This is a genomic window from Vibrio sp. TMPB1044, from assembly GCF_030442075.1.
GTDB classification, from domain to species: Bacteria; Pseudomonadota; Gammaproteobacteria; order Enterobacterales; family Vibrionaceae; genus Vibrio; species Vibrio satsumensis.
This window is the reverse complement of record NZ_JAUJED010000011.1, coordinates 57,720-82,908: the sequence shown is the minus strand read 5'-3', so window position 1 is coordinate 82,908 and position 25,189 is coordinate 57,720. Positions and strand designations below refer to the sequence as shown.

The window sequence follows — 25,189 nt, the reverse complement described above, 5'->3', positions numbered from 1 at the left end:
TACAGGGCGATTAATTTGAGCAATTGCTCAATGGTGGCTGATCCTATTCGCAAGTATACGATATACAAATCCGACCATTGGGAATTTTGAGTGGAAAATTATGGAAATGACGCCTATCTGGCACGAAAATGGTGCGAAATGCTGTTTTTTAGAGTTTTAACTCTAGAGTTATTGGTTTTGTGAATGGTTTGGTGGGTTATTTATAAATAAAGCCCAGCAATATCAGTGATATACTTGCTGGGCCTTTTATGACGGGGCTTTAAGAGCGAACTAGCTCATCGGTTTAATCATTTTTGTCAGTTTTTCGGCGATTTTAGAAACATCCTCACCATTTTCACCAACAAGGATTAAGCTGCTGCCATCTACGGGTGTTACCGAACCGGACATGCCTTTTTCATCAAAGTCGATAGGTTTGTCTGTTGGAATACCGGTTAAAAACAGTGTTACTTTGCCTTTTGCGCCTTGGAAGACCATATGTACCGCGTTGGATTTACCAAAGCCACAGTGGTTTAGGTAATAGACGTGGTAAGGGAAACTATCATCAAACTGAAAAGCAAATGGATTCATTTTTGCGTTGATTTGCTGCGATGTGACCTGTTCATCGATGTTACTAACAAAACTCTTTTCATCAACAACATGCTTCATCGCTGTATCAACCAAGCTTGCTTGCGCGGGTGAAACAAATGCATTGCCCCAATTCACTTGGCCAACTAATAAACCAGCAACAAACGCCACCGAGGCGGCCAATGCCATTGCTCGTCTCGCAAACGTAGGCCTGACTACTTTGCTTTCTTCGCTTGAGGTCTGATTGAACAGAATACGATCAGCAAGATCGTCTGGCACATCCACATTCATTGCAGAGTGGATCTGTTTATCAAGCGCTAGTACATCGTCTAAGAAGTTACTATTGGCTTCACTATTCGCGGCCGCATCAACAATATCTTGTGTACGTTGTTTAGGTTCCGACAATACACGACGACGAAATTCCAAATCATCCATTATGTTGCCCCCTCTCTGCCTCTTCTGTATCCAATAGCTCTTTCAACTGATTTCGAGCTCTGAATAAACGTGTCATCACCGTGTTTTTGTTGAGATCGAGAATATCGGCAATCTCATCACCACTAAAACCACCAATCACTTGCAAGAAGAGGGGCTCACGGTAATCGATTTCAAGTTTCATGATCTGCGCTTGCAACCACTGGTGTTGATGGTGTGGGTCATCACTGACACTAGCATCATTACCATGGTCGTCGATATCAACCAGATCAAACTGTTTGCGTTCAAAACGTCGAGCATTCTCGCGGCGCAAGATGGTAATCAGCCAAGACTTCGCGGCTTTTTCATCTTGTAGACTATCGAGTGACTTCCATGCGCGAAGGCAAGTTTCTTGAACTAAGTCTTCGGCAATGCTTTTGTCTTTGCATAACCAATAGGCGTAGCGAAAGAGGTCACGATGATAGGCACGTACGAGTGCTTCGTATTTTCTTTGTTTGTCCATATCAGAGTTGACCGGACGCTTGGCTGTTTTCTTTCCAAACATTTTTATTATTGACACACGAGCCTCCATAATTGCTCTGCGTATAGCTGTCCTCTATACGTTGTGCTTTGTTTTTATATTCTGTTTCGCTTTTAGAGCTAACGATCGGCTGGAAATCGTAAAATCACATTAAAATTGATCTACTTCAAAATCTAAGACTTCGAACAAGTTATAGTACACCTTGTCGTCTAGTTAGTCATTCGTGGCTAGCATGTTGAGCAAGGCGACACTTCCTTTTGAAGGCTGACTTTACTTTCTCCTAATCAGGAAACTGATTATTTCAATTGGCGTTAAGTTAATTGCTTTATATACATTCCGACCACACAGTCTTGTGTGGTTTTTTTTTACCTAAAGAAAACCATTCCCTACAAAGCGATAACAGTCTTTGCTTACAATAGTTTAGTCTCTTAGGACAACCTTTCACCCTAAAAGGTTCGCCTGAATTTGCAGTTATATTTTCAAACAGTGAGATACTCGTATCACGTTTATTTAAACGCTCGTTTGATTTAATTAACAACTTCTTTACAATGCTTCAGGTCAGACCTCTTAACTTTAAGGAGAAACCATGGGCAAACAGGAAGTCAAAACGCGTTCTGGAGAACGTGTTGCCGTTGTCGCTGGATTACGAACCCCATTCGCTCGTCAGAGCACAGAATTTAGCCAAGTGCCTGCGGTTGACCTAGGCAAAATGGTTGTGAGCGAAATGCTTGCAAGAACTGATGTTGATCCTGCGCTTATCGAACAAGTCGTGTTCGGCCAAGTAGTGCAAATGCCAGAAGCGCCGAACATCGCGCGTGAAATCGTGTTAGGCACAGGCATGGACATCAATACCGATGCCTACAGCGTCACCCGAGCATGTGCGACCAGCTTTCAAGCCGCAGTCAACGTGACCGAAAGCATTATGGCTGGCACGATTGATGTCGGTATTGCGGGCGGTGCGGACTCTTCTTCTGTATTGCCGATTGGAGTTTCCAAAAAACTTGCTGCTAATTTGTTAGCGTTGAGCAAAACCAAAACCATGGGTCAAAAACTGAAAATTCTCAAAACACTTTCAGTAAAAGACTTGATGCCAGTACCGCCTGCCGTTGCCGAATATTCGACCGGCTTATCTATGGGACAAACTGCCGAGCAGATGGCTAAGACACATGGTATTACTCGCGAAGCTCAAGATGCACTTGCCCACCGTTCTCACTCTTTGGCTTCTCAAGCATGGAAAGAAGGCAAGATTAAAGATGAAGTCATGACGGCATTTCCGGCACCTTACAAAAAATACCTAGCGGAAGATAATAATATTCGCCACGACTCGACAGTTGAAGGCTACGCTAAACTGCGCCCTGCATTCGATAGAAAGTACGGCAGTGTAACGGCAGCCAATGCGACGCCTCTTACAGATGGCGGCGCAGCAGTCATGTTGATGCGTGAAGGCAAAGCCAAAGAGCTAGGCTTAGAAGTGCTTGGTTATATTCGTGGCTATGCGTTCTCAGCGATTGGTGTTGAAACGGATATGCTGATGGGTCCAACGTACGCGACCTCGCAAGTCTTGAAAAACACAGGTCTAGAGTTATCAGATCTAACACTGATTGAGATGCACGAAGCATTTGCAGCCCAAGTGTTGGCTAACGTTAAAATGTTTGCAAGTGATGAATTTGCTCAGAAAAATCTTGGCCGTGATAAAGCGATTGGTGAGATTGATATGGAGAAGTTCAACGTGCTGGGTAGCTCAATTGCTTACGGACACCCGTTTGCAGCGACTGGTGCGCGCATGATGACTCAAACATTACGTGAACTGAAACGTCGCGGTGGCGGCTTGGCACTGAACACAGCTTGTGCGGCTGGCGGTTTAGGTGCAGCAATGATCTTGGAGGTAGAATAATGTCTACGACTCTTGATGCAACAACAGAAAAAGAAACAGTCGCTCAACCAGATGCAACGTCTGCGACTGAATCAACCAAAAAGAAAGCGACAGCATTTACTCTTAATATCGACGAGCAAGATATAGCTTGGTTAGCGATCGATGTGCCAAACGAGAAAATGAACACACTGCAAGCGGCTTTTGCGGAAGAAATGAAAGCCATCTTCGAGCAACTCAAAGAAAAACAGAGTCGAGTTAAGGGTTTAATCGTTCATTCACTTAAGCCAGATAACTTTATTGCTGGCGCTGATGTAAGAATGCTTGATGCTTGTAAAACGGCTGATGAAGCGCAATCTCTGGCTCGCCAAGGGCAGGAGATGTTCCAAACTTTGTCTGAACTACCGTACCCAGTGGTCGCAGCGATTCACGGCCCATGTTTAGGTGGTGGATTAGAGCTCGCACTGGCATGTGATTACCGCGTATGTACCGATTCAGATAAGACTCGTCTTGGTCTGCCAGAAGTACAGTTAGGCTTATTGCCGGGCTCTGGTGGTACACAGCGTCTGCCTCGCCTTATCGGTTTGTTGTCATCTCTCGACCTTATTCTTACGGGGAAACAACTGCGCGCTAAGAAAGCAAAATCGCTCGGTGTCGTGGATGCTTGTGTGCCTGAAACTATCTTGCTTAAAGTAGCGAAAAGTTTTGTTGAAAAGAATACGGGTAGCAAAAAAGGTAAGCGTCTGGCGTCTAAAAGCCAAGCTTCTACCAAAGAAAAACTTATTTCACGTACGGGTCTTGGTCGCAAGGTGATTTTTGAGCAAGCTTCCAAGAAGACGAATCAGAAAACGCGTGGTAATTACCCTGCAGCTGATGCGATTCTTGATGTGATTCGGTACGGCCTTGAGAACGGCTTTGATAAAGGTCTTCAGTACGAAGCGAAGCGTTTCTCTGAGTTAGTAATGACCTCTGAATCAAAAGCCCTTCGTTCAATCTTCTTTGCAACTACGGAAATGAAGAAAGAACACGGTGCAGATGCAGAACCAAAAGCGGTGAAGCGTGTTGGTGTGTTAGGCGGCGGTCTAATGGGGGCTGGTATTAGCCATGTGAGTGTGGCTAAAGCAAAAGTACCGGTTCGCATCAAAGACGTATCAAATGAAGGTGTGCTGAACGCACTTAACTACAACTTCAAGTTGTTCGATAAGCAGCGTAAGCGTCGTATTCTGAGCCGAGCGGGCCTTGAAAGTAAGATGCTTCAACTGTCTGGTGGCATCGACTTTACCAGTTTTAACCATACCGATGTGGTGATTGAAGCGGTATTTGAAGATCTCGACCTTAAGCAATCAATGGTTGCGGACATCGAAGCCAATGCCAAGCCAGAGACTATCTTCGCGACCAATACGTCTTCATTACCAATTCATAAGATTGCGGAGAAGGCGCAGCGACCAGAAAATGTAGTCGGCCTTCACTACTTTAGCCCTGCAGAGAAAATGCCGCTAGTTGAGGTTATCCCTCATGAAACAACTTCAGAAGAGACTATCTCGACGGTAGTAGCATTGGCGAAGAAGCAAGGAAAAACGCCGATTGTTGTCAAAGACACGGCAGGTTTTTATGTTAACCGCATTCTTGCCCCGTACATGAATGAAGCTGCACATCTGCTATTGGCAAATGAGCCGATTGAAAAGCTCGACAGCACGTTATTGGACTTCGGTTTCCCGGTTGGCCCAATTACCTTGTTAGATGAGGTTGGCGTGGATATCGGCGCGAAGATTATTCCGATTCTGGTTAATGAGCTAGGTGACCGCTTCCAAGGCCCTGATGTGTTCGATATTCTGTTGAATGACAACCGTAAAGGCCGTAAGAGCGGTAAAGGTTTCTACACTTACAAAGGTAAGAAGAAAGAAGTCGATAAGTCAGTTTATAAGCTGCTTAAGCTACAACCTGAGCCTAAGCTAAGTGATAATGACATTGCGATGCGTTGTGTATTGCCTATGTTGAACGAAGCGGTTCGTTGTCTAGATGACGGCATTATCCGCAGCCCTCGTGATGGCGATATTGGTGCGATTTTTGGTATCGGTTTCCCTCCATTCCTTGGTGGCCCGTTCCGTTACATGGATCAAATCGGCATCAAATCATTGGTTGAGATGATGAACGATTTCGCTAAGAAGTACGGTGATCGTTTTGCGCCATGTGATGGCCTACTAACACGTGCTGGTCTGGATGAGTCTTTTTACAAGTAACTCTCTAGTACGTTGACTATAAAGCCCGCTTCAAGCAATTGATGCGGGCTTTATTTTTTATGGGAACATGCGAAAGGAAGGAGATTCCCGATTCAGTCGTCCCTCATTCTCGGGAATGACGGGAGAGAGTAGTGTGCTTCACCTAATAAAAAAGGTTGATGCTTTTACATCAACCTTATGATTTCTATAATACTCTGGCTAGCCTAGTTCACAGTCTTTCGGGCGCAACTGAAACTCATCAATAGAGCCAATTTCCACACCTGCCGACAACTTTTCTTCCTCATCATGGGCATTACCGTGCGCATGCATAATCAGACGATTTGCGGTGCGTGGTTTTAATTGACTCACCACAAAGCGCATCATGTCAGAGCGGGTTAGACCTTTAAGATCTTCCAACACACGCTCTCTCTGATTGAATTCCAGGTCCTTATTGCCTATTGCAACCCATAAGCGTTGAGCACGTCCTCGCAAAGTCGTATCTGGTGTCGAAATCTGATTCCAGAGGCCGCGTTTACTGCTGTGCCATTGGTAGTCGTTAAGCTCTAACAACACCATATAAAAGGCGTTGAGAAACTCGTCTATCGAGGTTAATAAGTCTGCTGGAGCAGCATTAGGTGATTGTACATACAACACAATACCTGGGTGTCTATTGAGCGGCATGTTGCCTGTGCCGACCATGTAACCTAGCTGCTGCTTGGTTCGTATCTCATGGAAGAAAGTGGCTGACATTAAGTGGTTTGCCAGTGAATACAGCGCAATGTTTTTAGGCGAGATATCCGGGCACTGGTAATAAACAACGATTGCCGAATCATCTTGGTTGCACACCACCTCACGTTGGAAGCTGCCGTTTTCACCCAGCATAATTAGCGGACGCAGCGACTCTTCGTAAGCCTGATCTTGAACGCGCAGTGCATCTTTTAGCGTTTCTGCCATTTTGTGTGCATCGGCTTTCTTCCAGTCGCCATACACAAACATCTCAACATGCAGTTCCGCTAAGATTGCTTGAACGAAAGAAGAGAGCTCATCGACTTCTATCGTTTCCAGAGCTTCAATTAACACCGAATAGGGCGGATTATTTGGCTGAAGTATCCCAGTCATCGCATTAAACAGCTGTGAAATAGGGCGATCTTGCGACGCGTTATTCCAGTTTCTGAGTAATTGATGCTTAATCGTTTCGAAGCGTGTTGGACTAAAGTCGCGTGCTTGGAAGCGTTCAAGAATCATATTGAGTAGTTGTGGCTGTTTCTCGCTAAATCCAGACAGAGTGAGAGTTACCCCGCCTTGATGGGTATACATGTTGTAACCCATACCGGCGATTTCAGCCTGATAGGTATCTTTTTCCAGAGAGTCTAGGAACATCTCTACACACAAGCGTGTTTTTACGATATTTCTCGGGCTGGCGACTGAGTGCGGGCTGTCGATTGCGACATATACCACACCTTTAGGTACTCGAAATTGATGGTCTTGCAGGTGCCATAGCTTAAAGCCGTCGAGCTCTTCTAAAAGTTGTGGGTATTTAGCATCACCTTCGAGCTCAGTTGGGTCTAGATCGTAGCAAATAAATGGGTTCTTACTTGGGAGCTCAAACTGCCAACCGGGGTTAATGCACGTAAAGCATTGAACTTGTTCTGCGCTAAAAGGCGTGACTGAGTAGGGCGTAAAATACCATTTTGCTTCTCTGTCATACTCGAAACCTTGAGCAACAATGGTTGCACGCATATTGTCGACGTTTAAGTAAGGAAGCAAAGACCGTTGTAATTCGTCATCGAAATGCGACATTTTGTAATCGCCATACACTACATCTTGTTCTTGGTAGTGTTGCATGTTGATAACAAGGTGGCTGACGACATCAAGCGGCTTTGCTGGCTCTTGAAAGCGGAAAGCTGACTCTAGAACGGCACGTTTTTCTAGGTAACGCCACTCTTCTATGCCTTGTTGTTCTACTAATTTGATGTACTGAAATATTGCTTGGATGATGTTATCGGTTTTGGTTAAACCTTCGATGGTCAATGAGCAGCTGACCGTGAAATCACGGTAGTTACTGCCGCTCGCCCCGCCACCCGCAGAGAGGGATGTTATCCAACCTTTCTCTTTGAGTTGCATCATCAAGCTACCTTCTCCTTCGTAACCCAATAGGTGTGCGAAGAATGACAGTGGTTTAACACCGTAGTGTTCGTCCATGCTTGGCATCGGGAAGGTTAAAATAAGTTTTCGCACTTCTTTAATCGGCTCAACACGGACTTGAACGCCCGTGCTTAACTCGCCGACAATCGGTACTTCAACCTTCTTGCCTTGTAGGTTGTGATTGGTAATAGAACTAAAGCGATCCTCAACCCAGCCTTGCATCTCATCTAAGGATTGATTGCCAGACAGAGTCAGCGTCATCAGGTCTGCAGAATATTGTTGCTGGTGGAACGATAAGATCTCTTGTCGAATCGTCTCGCCGTTTCTGTCGCCCAACGTATCGATATTACCGACAGAAAACTTCGAGAATGGGTGATTGTGGTTCACCAGTTCTTTGGTAACTTGGTACAAGCGTCGCGAATCGTCGTTGAGTTTCATCTTATATTCGGAATCAACGGCTTGGCGTTCTTTATCTAATGCTTCTTCGTTGAACAGGGGAGCCGTGAAAAATTGGCTGAAGCGATCGAGTGCGGTTTCAAACGCATTCAATTCAACATCAAAAAAGAAGCAGGTGTGCTCTGTTCCCGTCCAAGCATTGTTACTACCACCATGTTGGCTGATAAAACTTTGGAACTCTCCGACCTTTGGATACTTTTCAGTTCCCAAAAATAGCATATGCTCTAAGTAATGAGCTAAACCCTCTCGGTCTGTAGGGTCATCAAAGTGCCCCACATTAACGGCTAATGCGGCTGCTGCTTTTTGAGCATTTTGGTCCTGAACTAACAGTACGCGTAACCCGTTATTTAAGGTTATGTAACGGTATTGATGTTCATCATTTGGGCTTAAGTGCACAGGAGCATCTCCAGAGAAGGTGGTTTTTAAATTATGTACCCGATGATTCGGCGTGCAAACCTTGTAATCATATTTTGGGATATGAAGTGCTTTTTGGCGATTTCTAAATCACTTTTATCGATTTTTATCAGTAATTTATTTTCTTTTAACAAGATTGTTAAGAAAGTCGAACTCTTTGGCAAGTGACTTGATATAATTATTTATATTGACTGCGGTTTCTCTGGATTGAGAGCCAAACCTAAGTAGCGTTTCGCTGATATATGGGATATATCGACTTTCGACATGTTACGAAGACAGGATTGAACATGAAAATATTCATTATGCGCCACGGTGAAGCAGAACATTTTGCGGATTCGGATGCAGAACGAGCGTTGACCAAGCGCGGGAAAATGGCTTCTCTTGCAGTGGCACAAGCTGCAAATGAGCAGGGGATTAGTCAATTCGATAAAGTGCTGGTGAGTCCATATTTAAGGGCACAAGAGACGTGGTTAGAGATATCTCAGGCGTTTTCTGGTACGAAAGTAGAAACCTGTGATGATATTACGCCTTATGGAATGTCCGACGATGTGTTTGATTTGACCTTGGCAATGGCTGAAGTAGAAAAACTAGAGACCATTTTATTTGTTTCTCATTTACCTCTAGTGGGCTACCTAACAGCAGAGTTTGCAACGGGCATGGCTCCGCCGATGTTCCCAACGTCAGGCCTAGCCTGCATCGACTTTAACCTTGAAACACAGAAAGGTGAGTTACTTTGGAACATCAATCCATAGTGAAGGTGAAGACAACCTTTTAATTGGAAGACTAAAGTGAAAAGGGCACCTCAATGATTTGAGATGCCCTTTTAGTTTTTGGTGAGGAAGCGATTCGCAAACCAGCATTACTTCTCAGGAATCGAAAGCAGTACCAGCAACGCACCGTTACCGCCAAATTCTAATGGCGCTTGGTGAAAAGCCATCACGTCTGGGTGTTGTGCTAGCCACAACGGCACTTTCTGTTTAAGGATGTGTTTACCGATACCGTGTTGAACACAGGCACACGCCACGCTCTCTTTTACGCAGTGCGCAATCATAGCGCCAAGTTCACGTTTGGCTTCTTGTTGAGTCATACCATGCATATCGAGATACACATCAGGAACGTAGACACCGCGACGTAGGCGCTTTACCTCATATTTCGAGACATCATCGCGCGCATAGCGTGTCGGACCCTCTTCGCTAAGGTGTGGAATGAACTCATCCGAGAAATAAAACTCGCTATCACTGGCTTGTCTTGCCGTTCGAGTAATTTCTTTTTGCTTGGCATTTCTTTTTGGCTGCTGGACTATGGTATCCTGTTGCAACTTTTTAACGCCCTTTACTGCATCGTTGAATAGGGCGAAATCGTCATCGAAGTCGGTGTCTTTTTTGCTCATCAGGTTATGAATTCTAATTAGAAACGTAATTAGCAGTATTGTAGCGCTTTTCGGAGACAATTTTGGATAAGATTTTTGTAGAAGAAGCGGTATCAGAACTACACACGCTTCAAGATGTGATTCGTTGGACTGTTAGCCGCTTTAACGCAGCTGGCCTATTTTATGGTCACGGCACTGATAACGCGTGGGATGAGGCAGTACAACTTATCTTACCTACTCTTTATCTGCCGATTGATGTTCCTTCGCATGTAATGAACTCTCGTCTAACGAGCAGCGAACGTCTGCGTATTGTTGAGCGCGTAATCAAGCGTATTAATGATCGTACACCAACGGCTTACCTGACGAACAAAGCTTGGTTCTGTGGTCTTGAGTTCTTCGTTGATGAGCGTGTTCTTGTGCCTCGTTCTCCAATTGGTGAGCTGATCGAAGCTCAATTCCAACCTTGGTTAACTGAAGAGCCAACTCGCATCATGGATATGTGTACGGGTAGTGGTTGTATTGCTATTGCTTGCGCTCACGCATTCCCAGACGCTGAAGTAGACGCAATTGATATCTCTACTGATGCGCTGCAAGTTGCTGAGCAGAACGTTCAAGATCACGGCATGGAGCAGCAAGTGTTCCCAATCCGTTCAGATCTTTTCCGTGATCTGCCGAAAGAGAAATACAACCTGATCGTATCGAACCCACCTTACGTGGACGAAGAAGATATGAACAGCCTGCCAGATGAGTTTACTCATGAGCCAGAACTTGGCCTAGCAGCAGGTACTGACGGCCTGAAATTGGTTCGCCGTATCTTAGCTAACGCACCAGACTATCTAACTGATGACGGTATTCTTATCTGTGAAGTAGGTAACTCAATGGTTCATATGATGGATCAGTACCCAGAGATTCCATTCACTTGGATTGAATTCTCTAACGGTGGCCATGGTGTATTCATGATCACTCGCGAGCAGCTCGTAGCTTGCGCTGATGAGTTCTCTATCTACAAAGACTAAGTAATGATGGCTAGTTTTTAGCTTAGTACTTGGTAAGACGTTCTATTTGAAACGTTTTAATTTAAACGCCATGCAGCAATGCATGGCGTTTTTTATTGCCGTCATTTTGGGATTAAGTAATCAACGAAGAATAAATAATGTCCAATATTTAGTTGCCTAATATGCATAGCTATTACATATTGGTGACTAATGTTTAGCCGATTTAGTGAGTTAAGGAGAATTCGCGATGAGCTTTGATACATGGATTTATTATTTGTTGGCAGTACTGATTTTAACGGCATCGCCAGGCCCAAGTTCTTTATTGTGCATGACCAAAGGTGTGCAATCGGGTTTTAAATTATCAATATTTACCGCGTTGGGTAGCTTAACGGCAATCACCGGAATTTTAACGTTATCGTTCACCGGCTTAGGGGTGATCATAGCTTCATCGGAAGTGGTGTTTAATGTCATTAAATGGACAGGCGCTGCGTATCTTATCTACCTTGGTTGGAAGTCTTTACGTTCTAACCAGCAAGATTACGACAAGCTATCCAGTCAACAAACCGATTCTCAGCTTGTTAAAGAAAGCGCGGTGCAACACTACTTAAGTGGTTTTATTGTTGGCGCGAGTAACCCGAAAGCGATTCTATTTTTTACCGCACTTTTCCCTCAATTTATTGATCCATCGATTGCTCTGCTTCCCCAGTTTGCTGTGTTTGCTTTAACCTTTGCTGTGATGGAGTTGTCTTGGCTATTGGTGTACGCGTATTTAGGTGCGAAGTCGTCAAACTGGCTGTTTGCGAAAGGCAGAGCCAAGATTTTTAATCGTGTCACTGGCGGTGTCTTTATCGGTGCAGGCGCACTGCTTTCGACGACCAGTCGAGCATAACTTTCTGTTTTGTCAGAGAGATGAATGATTACAGAATATTCTTGATGCTGTCATAAAAGGTTAATATTAATGTGCTTGCTGGTATCGGTACAAAGTCGATATATTGGTGTTACACCATCACGTTCTCGAGGAGAGACATATGCAGCATCAAGAAATGATTCAACACAGTAATTTTGGCGTAATCAGTCGTACTTGGATTTTCTCTACCCTTTCTCTAGTGGGTATTCTTGCTCTAATGTAGTCAGCTTAATGGCTCTATATTTTCAGTTTTTATTATGAAATCACTTGTTAAAAAGTCTTCAAAGTCAGAACTCTTTATCTTATAAATGTGGCTTTTCTCATCAGGCTAGCCACTTAGCTTTTTCTCTTCGTAAACAGCTAAGCAATTTTCTCTCATAAGTTCATCACGTAACCTCATCTGAAGTTGTTATCAAACTGTGATAATCTTTAATCATCTTTTATCTACAGTGTGCCTCTCATGTCTGTCTGGGATTCTATTTCATTTAACAATCGATTTACTGCATTACCTCGACTGTTCTATACCCCAATTCAACCTACACCGCTAAACAATGTCCAATGGCTCGCATGGAACCATAACCTTGCGGATGAACTCGGCTTTCCGTTATTTGAGGATGCCTCAGAGGAATTGCTTGAGACGTTATCCGGCAATGTTGAACCTGAGCAATTCTCGCCAGTAGCAATGAAATACGCAGGCCATCAGTTTGGCTCTTATAACCCTGATTTAGGTGATGGAAGAGGGTTGCTTTTGGCGCAAGTTGTCGCTAAAAGCGGTGAAACGTTCGACTTACACCTTAAAGGTGCGGGCAAAACACCCTATTCGCGTATGGGCGATGGCCGTGCGGTTATTCGTTCAACTGTGCGTGAGTATCTGTGTAGCGAAGCAATGGCAGGGCTTAATATCCCAACCACACGTGCATTAGCCATGATGACAAGTGACACGCCTGTTTACCGAGAGAAACAAGAGTGGGGCGCATTACTGGTGCGTGCTGCAGAATCTCACATTCGATTTGGCCACTTTGAACATCTTTTTTATACCAATCAATTAGCTGAGCATAAGTTACTGGCTGATAAAGTTATTGAGTGGCATTTCCCTGAATGTCTCGATGAAGAAAAACCCTACGCAGCCATGTTTAATGAGATTGTTGATCGCACTGCAGAGATGGTCGCATTGTGGCAAGCGAATGGCTTTGCTCACGGAGTAATGAACACCGATAACATGTCGATCATCGGCCAAACCTTCGATTATGGCCCGTTCGCCTTCTTAGATGAATATGATCCAAGATTGATCTGTAATCACTCCGACTACCAAGGTCGTTATGCCTTTAATCAACAGCCTAGAATTGGATTATGGAATTTATCGGCACTGGCTCATTCTCTTTCGCCGCTGGTGGATAAAGCCGATTTAGAGGCTGCGTTAGAACAGTACGAGCCGCAAATGAATGGTTACTTCAGCCAGTTGATGCGTCGTAAGTTAGGATTGCTTTCGAAACACGAAGGTGACAGTCGCTTGTTTGAATCGTTGTTCGAGCTGATGTCGCAAAACAAAGTCGATTACCCAAGGTTCTTTAGAACACTGTCGAACCTAGATACATTGCCGCCGCAAGACGTAATTGATTTGATTATCGACCGAGATGCAGCAAAGCTATGGTTGGATAACTACTTGCAACGCTGTGAATTGGAAGAGAGTTCAGTGGCCGAGCGCTGTGAAAAGATGAGACAAGTAAACCCGAAATACATCCTCAGAAACTACCTAGCCCAGCTTGCGATAGATAAAGCTGAGCGCGGTGATAGCAGTGATATTGACGCATTAATGGTGGTGCTGGCAGACCCTTATGCGGAACATCCTGACTACGAACATCTTGCTGCCTTGCCGCCTGAGTGGGGCAAAGCCATGGAAATCAGCTGTTCTTCTTAACCCCCTCATGATTCTTTGAGTCGCTAAGTACAGGTAGAGGTCACTAAGATGTGATCTTTATCTGTTTGTTCGTCTAACTTTACAAACATGTCAATAATCAAATAATCGGCCAGCCTATACACTATGTGAATAAGTTGTAAATTTAATAGGTTTGGGCGATGCCAACAAATACTCGAATTCTCGTGGTGGATGATGATCAAGAAATCCGTGAGCTGCTGGAAGAGTACCTCACTAAATCGGGTTTCGATGTCTCCTCTGTTGGAGACGGTGTTGAATTAGAAACCCACCTGCAAAGCCAAGGTTATCCCGACCTGATTCTGCTCGATGTGATGCTACCCGGTGACGACGGTTTTACCTTGTGTCAGCGAGTCCGCAAACAATCGAATGTGCCTATCATCATGCTGACTGCGGTATCGGATGAAACCGACCAGATCATCGGCTTAGAAATTGGTGCTGATGACTACATCGCTAAGCCGTTTAGCCCTCGCCAGTTAATGGCGCGTATCAAAGCCTTGTTACGCCGTGTTCAAGTGGTGGAGGACAAACCCAATGATGCACTGCCAAAGCAGATCATTTTTGGTGACTGGACGCTCGATACGTTAGCGCATCGAATTTCCCACAATGAAAGCTCAGAAGAGATGGACTTGTCGGGCAGTGATTTCTCACTGTTAATGCTATTCCTAACTCGCCCTAATGAAGTGTTAGACCGAGATACCATCTCTTTCGCCACCAGAGGCCGTGAAGCGCTGCCTTTTGAACGTGGTATTGATGTGCAGCTTAGTCGCCTCAGAAGTCGATTGGGTGACAGTGGTAAATATCCTCACTACATCAAAACCATGCGCGGCAACGGCTACATTCTGGCTGTGCCTGTGCATTATGAGCACTGAGTAAGAAGTCCGTATGAAGTGGTTGAGAAGTTTAAAGCCAAATTCCTTGGTTGCTCGAACCTTATTATTAACCTTGTTGGCGGTGGTAATAGCTCAGGGCATCGCAACGTCTATATGGTATAGCGAATCAAAACACAAAGAGCTGGAAGGGATTCGTTCTGCCTCATCGAGTATGGCGAACATGTTTGCTTCAACGGTGACTTTTTTCCAATCTCTACCCGTTAAATATCGTCATATCGTGTTGGATCAAATCCGCAATATGGGCGGTACGCGTTTCTTTGTTTCTTTCAATAAAGAGGCTTTGATTGTCGAACCGATCCCGGATACCCGACTAAAAACCGCCTCAATTGAGGCGATAGAAAGTGTTTTGAGTAGCAAACTCAATAAAGTGGCGTCAGTGCGGGTTGATTTTTCTCGACCTGAACACCTTCGCTTGCTTAAAAACGACATCTATTTAAGCGATCTCCCGCGATCGTGGGCACATCATACTTTAACGTTAGAACCGCTGAATCCGCCGATTCTGGTTGTTCAAATAGAATTAACCAGCCACGAATGGGTATATATCGCTGCGTTGTTGCCAGCGCCATATGTAAAACTCGACGACACTATTCTTGGCCGTGAACAGGTGATCTTCTTGCTCTCTTCAACACTCATTCTATTGGTGTTGACCTACTTAATGATTCGCCGCCAAGTACGCCCGCTTAAAAAGTTAGCAAGAGCTGCTAATGAGATGAGCATGGATATTCAGCAGCCTCCGCTTAACGAAGAAGGGGCAACTGAACTGGTCACAGCGACTCGGGCTTTTAATCGGATGCAGCAGCGCATCCGTCGCTATGTGGCCGATAGAGAACACCTCTTCTCAGCTATTTCTCATGACTTAAAGACACCAATAACACGTCTTAGATTGCGGGCTGAATTGTTGGAGAGTGAAGTAAAGAAAGATAAGTTCAATAAAGACTTGGACGAGCTAGAAATGATGGTCAAAGGTGCGTTACAAGCTGTAAGAGACACCGACCTACACGAGAATAATGCCATTATTGACCTCAATGAAATGGTGCTCTCTGTGATTGAATCTCATAATCAATATCAGACAAAGGTAGAGTTCGAGCCAGTCGTCATTGAGCCATTGGTCGCGAAACCACTGGCGATTAAGCGTGTACTGACCAACTTAATCGACAACGCAGTCAAATATGGTTCATCTGCCGTAGTGGAAGTTAGTGGTGATGAACTTTGGGTGGTCGTGACTATTCAAGACCGTGGTAATGGCATTCCAGAAGACAAACTAGAGATGGTCTTTGAACCTTACTTTAGGCTTGCAACCGATGACCAAGGACACGGACTTGGCCTCGGGATCTGCCGAAATATCCTGCACGGACACGGCGGAGATCTCATTATTCGCAACTCCTCTCAAGGCGGCTTAGAAGCCAAAGTCTATATCCCCACAGGCCTAGAAGTGTAATGTAACAATTGTGTTACATGCCGCTTACCTTTTGTTTCAATCTTATCAATCAGAATAAGTAGACTCTTTATTGAACCGGACGTCGAGTCCGCTAAAACATGGAAGATAATAATGAAAATCAATAAAACCCTACTTACTCTATCTCTTCTTGCTGCCTCAACATTTTCTCAAGCTGGTGAAGTGGAAGTGCTTCACTGGTGGACTGCCGGTGGCGAAGCGAAATCCGCAGCGGTACTGAAAGAGATGATTGAAGAACAAGGCCATACTTGGAAAGATTTTGCTGTTGCTGGTGGCGGCGGTGAAAGTGCGATGACTGTTTTGAAAACTCGAGCAGTATCGGGCAATCCTCCATCTGCGGCACAGATTAAAGGTCATGATATTCAAGAGTGGGGTGGTTTAGGTTTTCTAACGTCTCTCGATGCGACTGCTAAACAAGAACAATGGGATGAACTACTGCCGGAAGTGGTCACTAAAGTGATGAAGTGGGACGGCGAGTATGTAGCAGTTCCTGTTAACGTTCACCGTGTTAACTGGCTTTGGGCTAACCCTGTGGTTTTAGAAAAATCAGGCGTTACGGTTCCAACCACATTAGACGAATTCTTTGTGGCGGCAGACAAGATCAAAGCGGCTGGCTTTATTCCTCTGGCTCACGGTGGCCAACCTTGGCAAGACGCGACAGTCTTCGAAGCGGTAGCACTTGATGTACTAGGCAGTGAAGACTACAACAAAGCGTTCGTTGATCTTGATATGGACGTTTTATCTGGCGACAAAATGGTGGAAGTGTTCACCAAATTCAAAAAGATGCGCGACTACATCGACAGCAATTCTCCAGGTCGTGATTGGAACGTCGCAACCTCAATGGTTATCAATGGCGAAGCTGCAATGCAAATCATGGGTGATTGGGCGAAAGGTGAGTTTACTGCAGCAGGCAAAGTGCCGGGTAAAGACTACATCTGTGCACCAGCTCCGGGTACTGACGGTCAATTTACCTTCAACATCGATAGCTTTGCGTTCTTTGAGTTAAGCGATAAAGAGAACCAAAAAGCGCAGCAAGATCTAGCGAAAACCATTCTTACTAAAGATTTCCAAGAAGTCTTCAACCTTAACAAAGGTTCTATCCCTGTACGTCTAGATATGGACATGTCTAAGTTTGACCAATGTGCGTTGGACTCAATGGCAACCTTCAAAGCGAGTGCTGAATCTGGCGATCTTGTTCCGAGTATGGCTCACGGCCTAGCGACAACAAGCTACGCTCAAGGCGCGATCTATGACGTAGTGACCAACTTCTTCAATGAGAAAGATGCCGATCCGAAACAAGCGGCAGCTAAGTTAGCAAAAGCAGTGAAAGCGGCTATCTAATCTCAATTGGTTTAACACCAAACCCCCAGGGTGGGTAGGCTCGTAGGGAGCCTATCTGCTCTTCACTCCCAATTCTGATATGCGTGATGCTGATGTGGTGCCGAGAGGTAAGCCATTGGCTCGATTGTGCAACAAGGATAAGTTATGGAGCATGTTTTGACTGAGTCGACTCCAAAACCGACAAGGAGCCAGCCTGCACCGAAACCGAGTTTTGCTGACAGGTTGCAACATTGGTTACCTAAAATTGTACTGGCGCCGACCGCGTTAGTGACCGTGGTGTGTATCTACGGCTACATTTTTTGGACGGCAGCGTTGTCGTTCACTAACTCTCGATTTCTGCCGAGCTTTAACTTCGTTGGGTTAACCCAATATGAAAAGCTGATGGATAACGATCGCTGGATCACCTCAATCACCAACCTCGGTGTGTTTGGCTTTCTATTCATGGTTATTGCCATCTTGCTTGGTGTTGGTTTAGCTGTATTGCTTGACCAGAATATCCGCCAAGAAGGGGCAATTCGTACTATCTATCTCTACCCAATGGCGTTGTCATTTATCGTGACAGGTACGGCGTGGAAATGGATTCTTAATCCGGGTCTTGGCATTGAAAAGTTGATGCAAGATTGGGGATTTACTGACTTCAAATTTGATTGGTTAGTCGACTCGGAAATGTCGGTGTATACCTTAGTTATCGCGGCACTGTGGCAGTCTTCAGGCTTCGTGATGGCGATGTTCTTAGCGGGTCTGCGTGGTATCGATTCATCAATCATCAAAGCAGCTCAAATTGACGGTGCAAGCTTACCTACCATCTATCTCAAAATCATTCTACCTTGCTTGCGCCCTGTGGTTTTCAGCGCGGTGATCATCACGTCACACATTGCGATTAAGAGCTTTGACCTTGTGACCGCAATGACAGCGGGTGGCCCGGGTTATTCATCGGATCTTCCTGCGCTATTCATGTACGCACACTCATTTACACGTGGGCAAATTGGTCTTGGTGCTGCCAGTGCCATGATGATGCTTGCCGGTATTTTAGCGATTCTAGTGCCTTACCTTTACTCTGAACTTAGGGAGAAAAAGTCATGATGAATAACATCAATTTTGCTCGAATGTTTATCTATTCAGCACTGCTTCTCTTCTGTTTAGTGTATCTAATGCCATTGTTCGTAATGGCGCTCACTTCATTCAAAACTCTGCCTGATATCAAGGCGGGTAACTTGATGAGCTTGCCAAAAGAGTGGGTGTTTGATGCTTGGTATAAAGCGTGGGACACCGCTTGTACTGGTGTGAAGTGCGAAGGCATTAAAGGCTACTTCTGGAACTCGTTCCAAATGGTGATTCCTGCGGTAGCGATTTCAACATTGTTGGGTGCATTCAATGGCTATGTGGTAACGAAATGGCAATTTAGAGGCTCAAACCTGTTCTTTAGCTTGTTGCTCTTTGGCTGCTTCATTCCATTCCAAGTAGTGCTGCTGCCAATGGCAACCATGCTTGGCAAGATGGGGTTAGCGAACACCACGATTGGCTTGGTGATTGTGCACGTTATCTATGGCATGGCGTTTACCACTCTGTTTTTCCGTAACTTCTATATCTCGATTCCTGATGAATTGATCAAAGCGGCAAAACTTGATGGTGCAGGTTTCTTTACCATCTTCTTCAAGATCTTATTACCGATCTCAACGCCAATCATCATGGTGACGGTGATCTGGCAGTTCACCGCAATCTGGAATGATTTCTTGTTCGGGGTGGTTTACTCAGGTTCAGAAACTCAGCCGATCACCGTGGCATTAAACAACCTAGTCAACACCAGCACTGGCGTTAAAGAATATAACGTCGACATGGCTGCCGCGATTATCGCCGCACTACCAACACTGTTGGTGTACGTCTTCGCAGGAAAATATTTTGTTCGTGGCCTAACGGCAGGATCAGTAAAAGGATAATTACCCATGGCAACATTAGATTTAAAACAGATCCGTAAAACCTATCGCAACGCGGACAACGAAACGTTAAAGGGCATCGACATCAGTATCGATTCGGGGGAATTTTTGATACTTGTCGGCCCTTCGGGGTGTGGAAAATCCACCCTAATGAACACCATCGCTGGGCTAGAGAATATTAGCTCAGGTGAGATTGTGATTGATGGTGTTGACGTGGCGCAGGTTGAACCTAAAGACCGCGACATCGCGATGGTATTCCAATCATACGCACTTTATCCAAACATGACGGTACGCGGCAATATCGCTTTCGGTTTGAAGATTCGTAAGATGCCTCAGGAAGAGATCGATGCTGAAGTCAATCGAGTTGCTGAAATGCTGCAAATCGAACAGTTACTTGATCGTAAACCATCGCAGCTTTCTGGTGGCCAGCGTCAACGTGTCGCGATGGGCCGCGCTCTGGCTCGTCGTCCGAAGCTGTATCTGTTTGATGAGCCGCTTTCTAACTTGGATGCCAAGCTACGTGTTGAGATGCGTCATCAGATTAAACGTCTGCACCAGAAGCTCAACACCACGATTGTTTATGTAACCCATGATCAGATCGAAGCAATGACACTAGCGGATCGCATCGCAGTAATGAAAGATGGTGAACTGCAGCAACTTGGCACACCACAAGAGATCTACACTAAGCCAAATAACATGTTTGTGGCTGGCTTTATGGGGTCACCGTCAATGAACTTCATTAAAACCATGGTGGATTTGGATGAGGAACAGAATCCGATTATCAAGGTGGTTGGCACGGCAGATCAAGAACACCACATTCGTTTGCCACAGAGTATGCGCGACCAAGATGGCAAAGAGTTGGTGATTGGGTTGCGTCCTGAACACATTACTGAGCAAGAAGGTGATGATGTGTCGGCAACCACGAAGCTAGACTTACAACTGGAGGTATTGGAACCGACAGGGCCAGATACTATTGCAATGGTCAAAGTGAATGACCAAGAAGTCGCGTGTCGTTTGTCACCGGAATTTGAGGTATCGGTTGGTCAAATGGCACCACTGCATTTTGACTTATCAAAGGCGGTATTCTTTGATGCTCAGACAGAAGCGAGAATTGATTTCTAAGTGTTGCTAGCAAGTTAGTTTTACCAAACACCTCATCGTTGGATGGGGTGTTTTTGTATCAGGACAGACTAATTGTTATGTTGATGATAAAAAGCTCAGTAACGACTATGCTTTATGAGGTATTAATTTTTGGAAGAAGGATATCTGTAATGAGAGTCCAAATGTTTGCAGGAGCAATGTTACTTGCTCTTCTTTCCTTTCCTGTATCTGCTGTTGTTAATCATGATTTGAGAGACAGTTATATTGTTGTTCTTAAAGAGAGTACATCGGAGTCTCGGGCGAGTGATATCGCGCGTGAAGTTGCCAAAGGACACGGTGTGGTGGGGCATCAATATAGCCACGCCTTGAAAGGATTTTCTCTTAAGGTCCCAGAGCAAGCTCTCAAAGGCCTTAAAAATAAGTTCCCCGAGATTGATTATATTGAGCCTGATATCGTCATGCACGCTTTACCTCGAGGGGGCAAACCTAATCGAGGCGGAGATAGTGTTGAGCGAGACCCACAACAGATCCCTTGGGGGATCACCAGAGTTAACGGTGGTACTGGTGATATGAGTGGTGCCTCCGTCGTTGCTTGGGTGATAGACTCGGGTATTGACAGCGACCACCCAGATTTAAATGTAAATAAATCCCGAGGGGCAAATTTTACTCGCGGTAAGAAAAATAATACTAATGATGGTAATGGGCACGGTACGCATGTAGCAGGTACCATTGGGGCTTATGATGACGGTTTTGATGTCGTTGGCGTTGCCCCCGGTGTACAGGTCATTCCCGTACGAGTGTTAGATAACAGTGGTAGTGGTTCAATGTCGGGCGTGATTGCAGGTGTTGATCATGTTGCACGCTATGGCGCCTCTGGTGACTGTGCCAATATGAGCTTGGGAGGCTCGGGATATTCGGCGGCCTTGGATAGTGCAATTAAAACAGCGGCAGCAAAAGGGATATTTTTCTCAATTGCAGCGGGTAATTCAGGCCAGGATGCCAGTGGTTTTACGCCTGCTAGCACCAACGGCACGAATATATTTACTATCTCCGCATTTGGTGAAACTAGCGATAACTTCGCTTACTTTTCCAATTATGGTTCTGATGTAGATTACGCTCAACCGGGAGTTGATGTGTTATCGACCAAAGCGGGAGGAGGAACAGTTTCTTACAATGGTACCTCAATGGCGGCTCCTCACTTTTGTGGAGTACTATTAGCCACCGGAGGCTCATTCTCTTTGGATGGAGCCGTGAATAATGATCCCGATGGATCTCCTGACCCTATTGCAGTGAGTAATTAATTCGTTTGACAGTGTTGATAGTTTAAGTAGGTGTAACAAATGCCGTTGTAGGCAATAAAAAGCGACCTGATGGGTCGTTTTTTATTGTGAATAATCATCGAGTAGACAGTTAATTATCATCAAAGCTGATATTTAGTGTGATGTGGCTATATAAAGCTGACGTAGAAACGCGTAGGATCAACTCAACTTTAGATCAAATACTAGGTTGCACTTTGGTGCATAAACAGAAGAATACATGAAACTAACAGCAAAACCCTCAGCTAGTAACGCTTTACTTATTTCTATTACGACACCGGACTTCAAAGGTGACGAAGCAAAAGAGTCTCTTGCCGAACTTGCTCGCTTAGTAACAACCCTAGGGTTTAAAGTGGTCGGTACTCAATCGCAGCACCACAGTTCAACTCAACGACAAAACGTGTTGGGTGCTGGTAAGCTTGCGGAAATTGCACACCTAACCGGCTACCAAGGTTCGATTGAAGAAGCAGAAGATGAAGACTTCCTTGATGAATCTGGTCTGTTTGATTCAGAAATCGACGAGCTAGATTTTGATGATCTTCCAACGGGCGACTTTCAATACGGCGCTGCTGATGTTGTGGTATTCGACTGTGATTTGAGCCCGTCTCAACTGCGTAATGTCGAATCTCACCTAGGTGTCGAAGTTTTTGACCGTACAGGCATCATCATTGAGATCTTCAGTCGCCACGCTCGTACTCGTACTGCTCGTCTGCAAGTTGATATCGCTCGTCTAAACTATTTAGTGCCACGACTTCGTGAAACGGCTGAGGGTGACAAAGAGCGCCAGATGGGTCAGGGCGCTGGTGAAACTTCACTAGAGCTAGACCGTCGTAACGTACGTGACCAAATTGCTGCGCTTAAGCGTGAGCTAGTAAGCGTACAAGATGAAATGAAGACCCGACGCACAAGGCGCGCGGAGCTTTTCACTGTTGCTTTAGTTGGCTACACCAATGCCGGTAAGTCTTCGATGATGCGTGCAATGACTGCAACCGAAGTGGTGGGTGAAGATAAACTGTTCGCAACGCTAGACACCACGGTTCGTGCGCTTCAACCAATTACTCAGCCGCGTATTCTGGTTTCAGATACAGTAGGTTTCATCAAGAAACTGCCACACGATTTGGTTGCTTCGTTCCACTCTACACTAGCAGAAGCGCATGATGCTTCATTGCTGCTTTATGTCGTTGATGCTTCTGACGTTTCATTCCGCGCACAACTTGATGTGGTACACGACGTATTGGCACAAGTGGGCGTTGAAGGTAGCGAAAAACTATTGGTGCTGAATAAGTGCGATAGATTGACGGAAGAACAGCAGTTAGAGCTGATCGAAGAATTCCCAGATGCGATGCTAACGTCGACTCGTGATCCGTTAGATATCACTAAACTACACAAGTACATCGTTGGTGTTGCTGAAGAAGGCATGATCGAAGAAGAGATCACTATCCCTTATTCTGGACAAGGCATCATCGGTGAGATTCGCTCAAACATGAGTGTGGTTAAAGAAGAGTACGACTACGAACATATTAAATTAACGGTTCGTTCAAGCGCGATTGATTTAGCGCGTTTGAAAAAGCGTATGCAGAAGTCTTAATTGTCTATCTAGTTGAGATAAGAACGTCCAAAGAAAAAGCGACCTAAGTGGTCGCTTTTTTTATTCGTTGAGCCTAGCTAATCTAAGTTATGAGTTACCTACGCCATTCTCTGAGTCGGCTTCCAGCGTGCAAGTTCTGGATCAAGCTTGATACCTTGCGAAGTCAGCAGGTTAACACGTGCTAAGTAAGCCGCACCGTGCATCAGGTGCTTGGCTAGGTCTACTGCATTACGTTGTTGGTAATCATCTAGGTAGCTGTCTTTTGCCCATGCGTTGAATGCGCCAAGTGCAGGGCCAGCCCATACTTGATAATCCATTTCACGGCCTTGTTCGCCTGTGTTTGACCAACGGCTAGAAAGACCCAAGTACCAGCGGAAAATCAACGCCATTTTACGTTTCGGGTTGCCTTCAGCACGTTCGATCTGTTTCGGGTCGCGTTCGTTAAAGTGAGCCACAGTGCCAGCCCAAATATCATCCAGTGTTGAACGGAATACTTGCTTCTCTAACTTCAGACGCTCTTCTACTGGAATCGCTTCAATTGAGTCGTAACGTGTGTACAGCTCATACAGTTTGTTTGCACGCATTGGGAATAAAGTGCCGCGTTTAACCACTTGTAGTTTCACGCCCATTTCGAACATGTCGGCCGCCGGAGCCATCGTCACGTCAGCCATTTCGGTTGTCGAAAGTAGCTTACGTGTGTGTGCGCTCGCGCCAGCCTCAACACACGCTTGGTTGATAGAACCAGTAACGATGTATGCCGCGCCCATGTTAAACGTCGCTAGAGCAGCGTCAGGCGTACCTACGCCACCACCACAACCGACACGTAGCGGTGTTTTGAATTGGTACTGAGCTTGGATTTGCTCTTTCAGTGCAAGAATCGTTGGCAGTAGGGTTACTAGCGGACGATTATCGGTGTGACCACCAGAATCGGCCTCTGCGGTAATGTCATCAGCCATAGGAACCAGCTGTGCTAGTTCCATCTGTTCTGCTGTAATTCGGCCTTCATCAACTAAAGCTTGCAGCATTTTAGTTGGAGCTGGTTGCATGAACTTACTTGCGACTTCAGTACGGCTTACCTTAGCAATAACCTTGTTGCCAATCTGAATCTCACCTTGTGCATCGCGGCTAAGGCCCGCTGCACGGTAGTGAACGATTTGCGGTGTGAGACCTAAGAAAGCAGAAGCCTCAACCGTTTTCACTTTGTGCTTCAAAAACAGCTCAACACTGCCGCGCTCTAGCGCTGGTTCGCTTGGGCTGTGAATCAAGTTAAACGCGTAAGGACCGTTTGGTAGTGCAGCTTGAATGCGGTTGATCGCTTGCTCAACGCGAGACGGGATTAAGCCCGCCGCGCCAAATGAACAAAGAATGCCAGCTTGACCAAGAGCAATCACCAACTCTTCAGATGAAATGCCATTTGCCATTGCGCCAGCATAGTAAGCGTATTTCACGCCATGACAGCGACGAAAATCTTCGTCGCCTAGGCTTTGTGTACCAAGAGCTGGAGCAAAGGCGCTGACAGGTTGGCTGTTCGCAGAGCTTGCTGAATCGCCCGATGCAATCTCAGCTTGTTGGCTTACACCTAAGCCTTTTTCTGGGTGGTTCACTACGTAACAAGCAAGGCTTAAGTCTTTTAATATTGTCGACATTGCTGCGTTATCGAAATGGGTAGTGCTCCCTTCAATCTGCCAAGGCCACGGAGATAGCTTTTCGTTATTAATTGTAGTTTGAGTTGTCAT

19 protein-coding genes are annotated in these 25,189 nt (G+C 45.4%); 14 read left to right on the top strand and 5 right to left on the bottom strand.

What is annotated here, in order from left to right; genetic code table 11:
• Window positions 1-270 precede the first annotated feature (270 nt).
• Both QQ041_RS06400 and QQ041_RS06395 read right to left on the bottom strand, forming a co-directional pair.
• Window positions 271-999, bottom strand: a complete 729-nt coding sequence (locus tag QQ041_RS06400) for a DUF3379 domain-containing protein (RefSeq protein WP_285953350.1) — start codon at window positions 997-999, stop codon at window positions 271-273.
• A complete protein-coding gene (locus tag QQ041_RS06395) occupies window positions 992-1,540 on the bottom strand; it encodes a sigma-70 family RNA polymerase sigma factor (protein ID WP_017060646.1) in 549 nt (182 codons plus the stop codon). Before QQ041_RS06395 ends, QQ041_RS06400 begins: the two co-directional genes overlap by 8 nt.
• A gap of 562 nt (window positions 1,541-2,102) precedes the next feature.
• On the opposite strand from QQ041_RS06395, the gene fadI reads away from it, so the two are divergent.
• Both fadI and fadJ read left to right on the top strand, forming a co-directional pair.
• A complete protein-coding gene (fadI, locus tag QQ041_RS06390; RefSeq protein WP_048607862.1) occupies window positions 2,103-3,410 on the top strand; it encodes an acetyl-CoA C-acyltransferase FadI in 1,308 nt (435 codons plus the stop codon).
• Window positions 3,410-5,626: a fatty acid oxidation complex subunit alpha FadJ gene (fadJ, locus tag QQ041_RS06385; RefSeq protein ID WP_285953349.1), complete on the top strand. Its 2,217-nt coding sequence runs from the start codon at window positions 3,410-3,412 to the stop codon at window positions 5,624-5,626. Before fadI ends, fadJ begins: the two co-directional genes overlap by 1 nt.
• Window positions 5,627-5,824: 198 nt before the next feature.
• Here fadJ and QQ041_RS06380 read toward each other — a convergent pair whose 3' ends face one another.
• The gene (locus QQ041_RS06380; protein ID WP_285953348.1) at window positions 5,825-8,602 is read right to left on the bottom strand and encodes an insulinase family protein; all 2,778 of its coding nucleotides are present in this window, start codon (window positions 8,600-8,602) and stop codon (window positions 5,825-5,827) included.
• A gap of 305 nt (window positions 8,603-8,907) precedes the next feature.
• On the opposite strand from QQ041_RS06380, the gene sixA reads away from it, so the two are divergent.
• Window positions 8,908-9,372, top strand: coding sequence for a phosphohistidine phosphatase SixA (gene sixA, locus QQ041_RS06375; RefSeq protein WP_017633129.1), 465 nt, complete (start codon window positions 8,908-8,910; stop codon window positions 9,370-9,372).
• A 107-nt stretch (window positions 9,373-9,479) separates the two neighbouring features.
• Here sixA and smrB read toward each other — a convergent pair whose 3' ends face one another.
• On the bottom strand, window positions 9,480-10,010 hold the full coding sequence (gene smrB / locus QQ041_RS06370) for an endonuclease SmrB (RefSeq protein ID WP_048661493.1): 531 nt from the start codon (window positions 10,008-10,010) through the stop codon (window positions 9,480-9,482).
• 62 nt (window positions 10,011-10,072) lie between these two features.
• Here smrB and prmB point away from each other — a divergent pair, with 62 nt between their 5' ends.
• The 11 genes from prmB to hflX all read left to right on the top strand — a co-directional run bounded on the left by prmB (window position 10,073) and on the right by hflX (window position 23,453).
• Window positions 10,073-11,005, top strand: a complete 933-nt coding sequence (prmB, locus tag QQ041_RS06365; protein WP_017060640.1) for a 50S ribosomal protein L3 N(5)-glutamine methyltransferase — start codon at window positions 10,073-10,075, stop codon at window positions 11,003-11,005.
• Window positions 11,006-11,231: 226 nt separating this feature from the next.
• Window positions 11,232-11,873 carry a LysE family translocator gene (locus QQ041_RS06360; protein WP_285953347.1) on the top strand — a complete coding sequence of 214 codons (642 nt, stop codon included), beginning with the start codon at window positions 11,232-11,234 and terminating at the stop codon, window positions 11,871-11,873.
• 478 nt (window positions 11,874-12,351) lie between these two features.
• The gene (locus QQ041_RS06355) at window positions 12,352-13,809 is read left to right on the top strand and encodes a protein adenylyltransferase SelO (RefSeq protein ID WP_285953346.1); all 1,458 of its coding nucleotides are present in this window, start codon (window positions 12,352-12,354) and stop codon (window positions 13,807-13,809) included.
• A gap of 158 nt (window positions 13,810-13,967) precedes the next feature.
• Entirely contained in the window at window positions 13,968-14,696 is a 729-nt protein-coding gene (locus QQ041_RS06350) for a response regulator (RefSeq protein WP_285953345.1), read from the top strand.
• Window positions 14,697-14,709: 13 nt separating this feature from the next.
• Complete coding sequence (locus QQ041_RS06345) at window positions 14,710-16,155, top strand: ATP-binding protein (RefSeq protein ID WP_285953344.1); 1,446 nt, start codon at window positions 14,710-14,712, stop codon at window positions 16,153-16,155.
• 111 nt (window positions 16,156-16,266) lie between these two features.
• Window positions 16,267-17,514, top strand: coding sequence for an ABC transporter substrate-binding protein (locus QQ041_RS06340; RefSeq protein ID WP_004736057.1), 1,248 nt, complete (start codon window positions 16,267-16,269; stop codon window positions 17,512-17,514).
• Between the two features lie 144 nt (window positions 17,515-17,658).
• Window positions 17,659-18,597 carry a carbohydrate ABC transporter permease gene (locus QQ041_RS06335; RefSeq protein ID WP_285953343.1) on the top strand — a complete coding sequence of 313 codons (939 nt, stop codon included), beginning with the start codon at window positions 17,659-17,661 and terminating at the stop codon, window positions 18,595-18,597.
• Window positions 18,594-19,451, top strand: coding sequence for a carbohydrate ABC transporter permease (locus QQ041_RS06330; protein ID WP_285953342.1), 858 nt, complete (start codon window positions 18,594-18,596; stop codon window positions 19,449-19,451). Before QQ041_RS06335 ends, QQ041_RS06330 begins: the two co-directional genes overlap by 4 nt.
• 6 nt (window positions 19,452-19,457) lie before the next feature.
• Window positions 19,458-20,570, top strand: coding sequence for an ABC transporter ATP-binding protein (locus QQ041_RS06325; RefSeq protein WP_060983551.1), 1,113 nt, complete (start codon window positions 19,458-19,460; stop codon window positions 20,568-20,570).
• A 140-nt stretch (window positions 20,571-20,710) separates the two neighbouring features.
• On the top strand, window positions 20,711-21,850 hold the full coding sequence (locus QQ041_RS06320; RefSeq protein WP_081090157.1) for a S8 family serine peptidase: 1,140 nt from the start codon (window positions 20,711-20,713) through the stop codon (window positions 21,848-21,850).
• Between the two features lie 235 nt (window positions 21,851-22,085).
• Window positions 22,086-23,453, top strand: a complete 1,368-nt coding sequence (hflX, locus tag QQ041_RS06315; protein ID WP_146491702.1) for a GTPase HflX — start codon at window positions 22,086-22,088, stop codon at window positions 23,451-23,453.
• Between the two features lie 98 nt (window positions 23,454-23,551).
• Here the strand turns inward: hflX and pfaD are convergent, their stop codons facing one another.
• Window positions 23,552-25,189 (bottom strand): eicosapentaenoate synthase subunit PfaD, encoded by a 1,638-nt coding sequence (pfaD, locus tag QQ041_RS06310; protein WP_239717624.1) that lies wholly within the window; start codon window positions 25,187-25,189, stop codon window positions 23,552-23,554.

What these genes read in the sequence shown, in the direction of transcription:
- QQ041_RS06400 (WP_285953350.1), bottom strand. Translation starts at nt 999, where the DNA reads ATGGATGATTTGGAATTTCGTCGTCGTGTATTGTCGGAACCTAAACAA.
- QQ041_RS06395 (WP_017060646.1), bottom strand. Translation starts at nt 1,540, where the DNA reads ATGTTTGGAAAGAAAACAGCCAAGCGTCCGGTCAACTCTGATATGGAC.
- fadI (WP_048607862.1), top strand. Translation starts at nt 2,103, where the DNA reads ATGGGCAAACAGGAAGTCAAAACGCGTTCTGGAGAACGTGTTGCCGTT.
- fadJ (WP_285953349.1), top strand. Translation starts at nt 3,410, where the DNA reads ATGTCTACGACTCTTGATGCAACAACAGAAAAAGAAACAGTCGCTCAA.
- sixA (WP_017633129.1), top strand. Translation starts at nt 8,908, where the DNA reads ATGAAAATATTCATTATGCGCCACGGTGAAGCAGAACATTTTGCGGAT.
- smrB (WP_048661493.1), bottom strand. Translation starts at nt 10,010, where the DNA reads ATGAGCAAAAAAGACACCGACTTCGATGACGATTTCGCCCTATTCAAC.
- QQ041_RS06360 (WP_285953347.1), top strand. Translation starts at nt 11,232, where the DNA reads ATGAGCTTTGATACATGGATTTATTATTTGTTGGCAGTACTGATTTTA.
- QQ041_RS06355 (WP_285953346.1), top strand. Translation starts at nt 12,352, where the DNA reads ATGTCTGTCTGGGATTCTATTTCATTTAACAATCGATTTACTGCATTA.
- QQ041_RS06350 (WP_285953345.1), top strand. Translation starts at nt 13,968, where the DNA reads ATGCCAACAAATACTCGAATTCTCGTGGTGGATGATGATCAAGAAATC.
- QQ041_RS06345 (WP_285953344.1), top strand. Translation starts at nt 14,710, where the DNA reads ATGAAGTGGTTGAGAAGTTTAAAGCCAAATTCCTTGGTTGCTCGAACC.
- QQ041_RS06340 (WP_004736057.1), top strand. Translation starts at nt 16,267, where the DNA reads ATGAAAATCAATAAAACCCTACTTACTCTATCTCTTCTTGCTGCCTCA.
- QQ041_RS06335 (WP_285953343.1), top strand. Translation starts at nt 17,659, where the DNA reads ATGGAGCATGTTTTGACTGAGTCGACTCCAAAACCGACAAGGAGCCAG.
- QQ041_RS06330 (WP_285953342.1), top strand. Translation starts at nt 18,594, where the DNA reads ATGATGAATAACATCAATTTTGCTCGAATGTTTATCTATTCAGCACTG.
- QQ041_RS06325 (WP_060983551.1), top strand. Translation starts at nt 19,458, where the DNA reads ATGGCAACATTAGATTTAAAACAGATCCGTAAAACCTATCGCAACGCG.
- hflX (WP_146491702.1), top strand. Translation starts at nt 22,086, where the DNA reads ATGAAACTAACAGCAAAACCCTCAGCTAGTAACGCTTTACTTATTTCT.
- pfaD (WP_239717624.1), bottom strand. Translation starts at nt 25,189, where the DNA reads ATGACAACTCAAACTACAATTAATAACGAAAAGCTATCTCCGTGGCCT.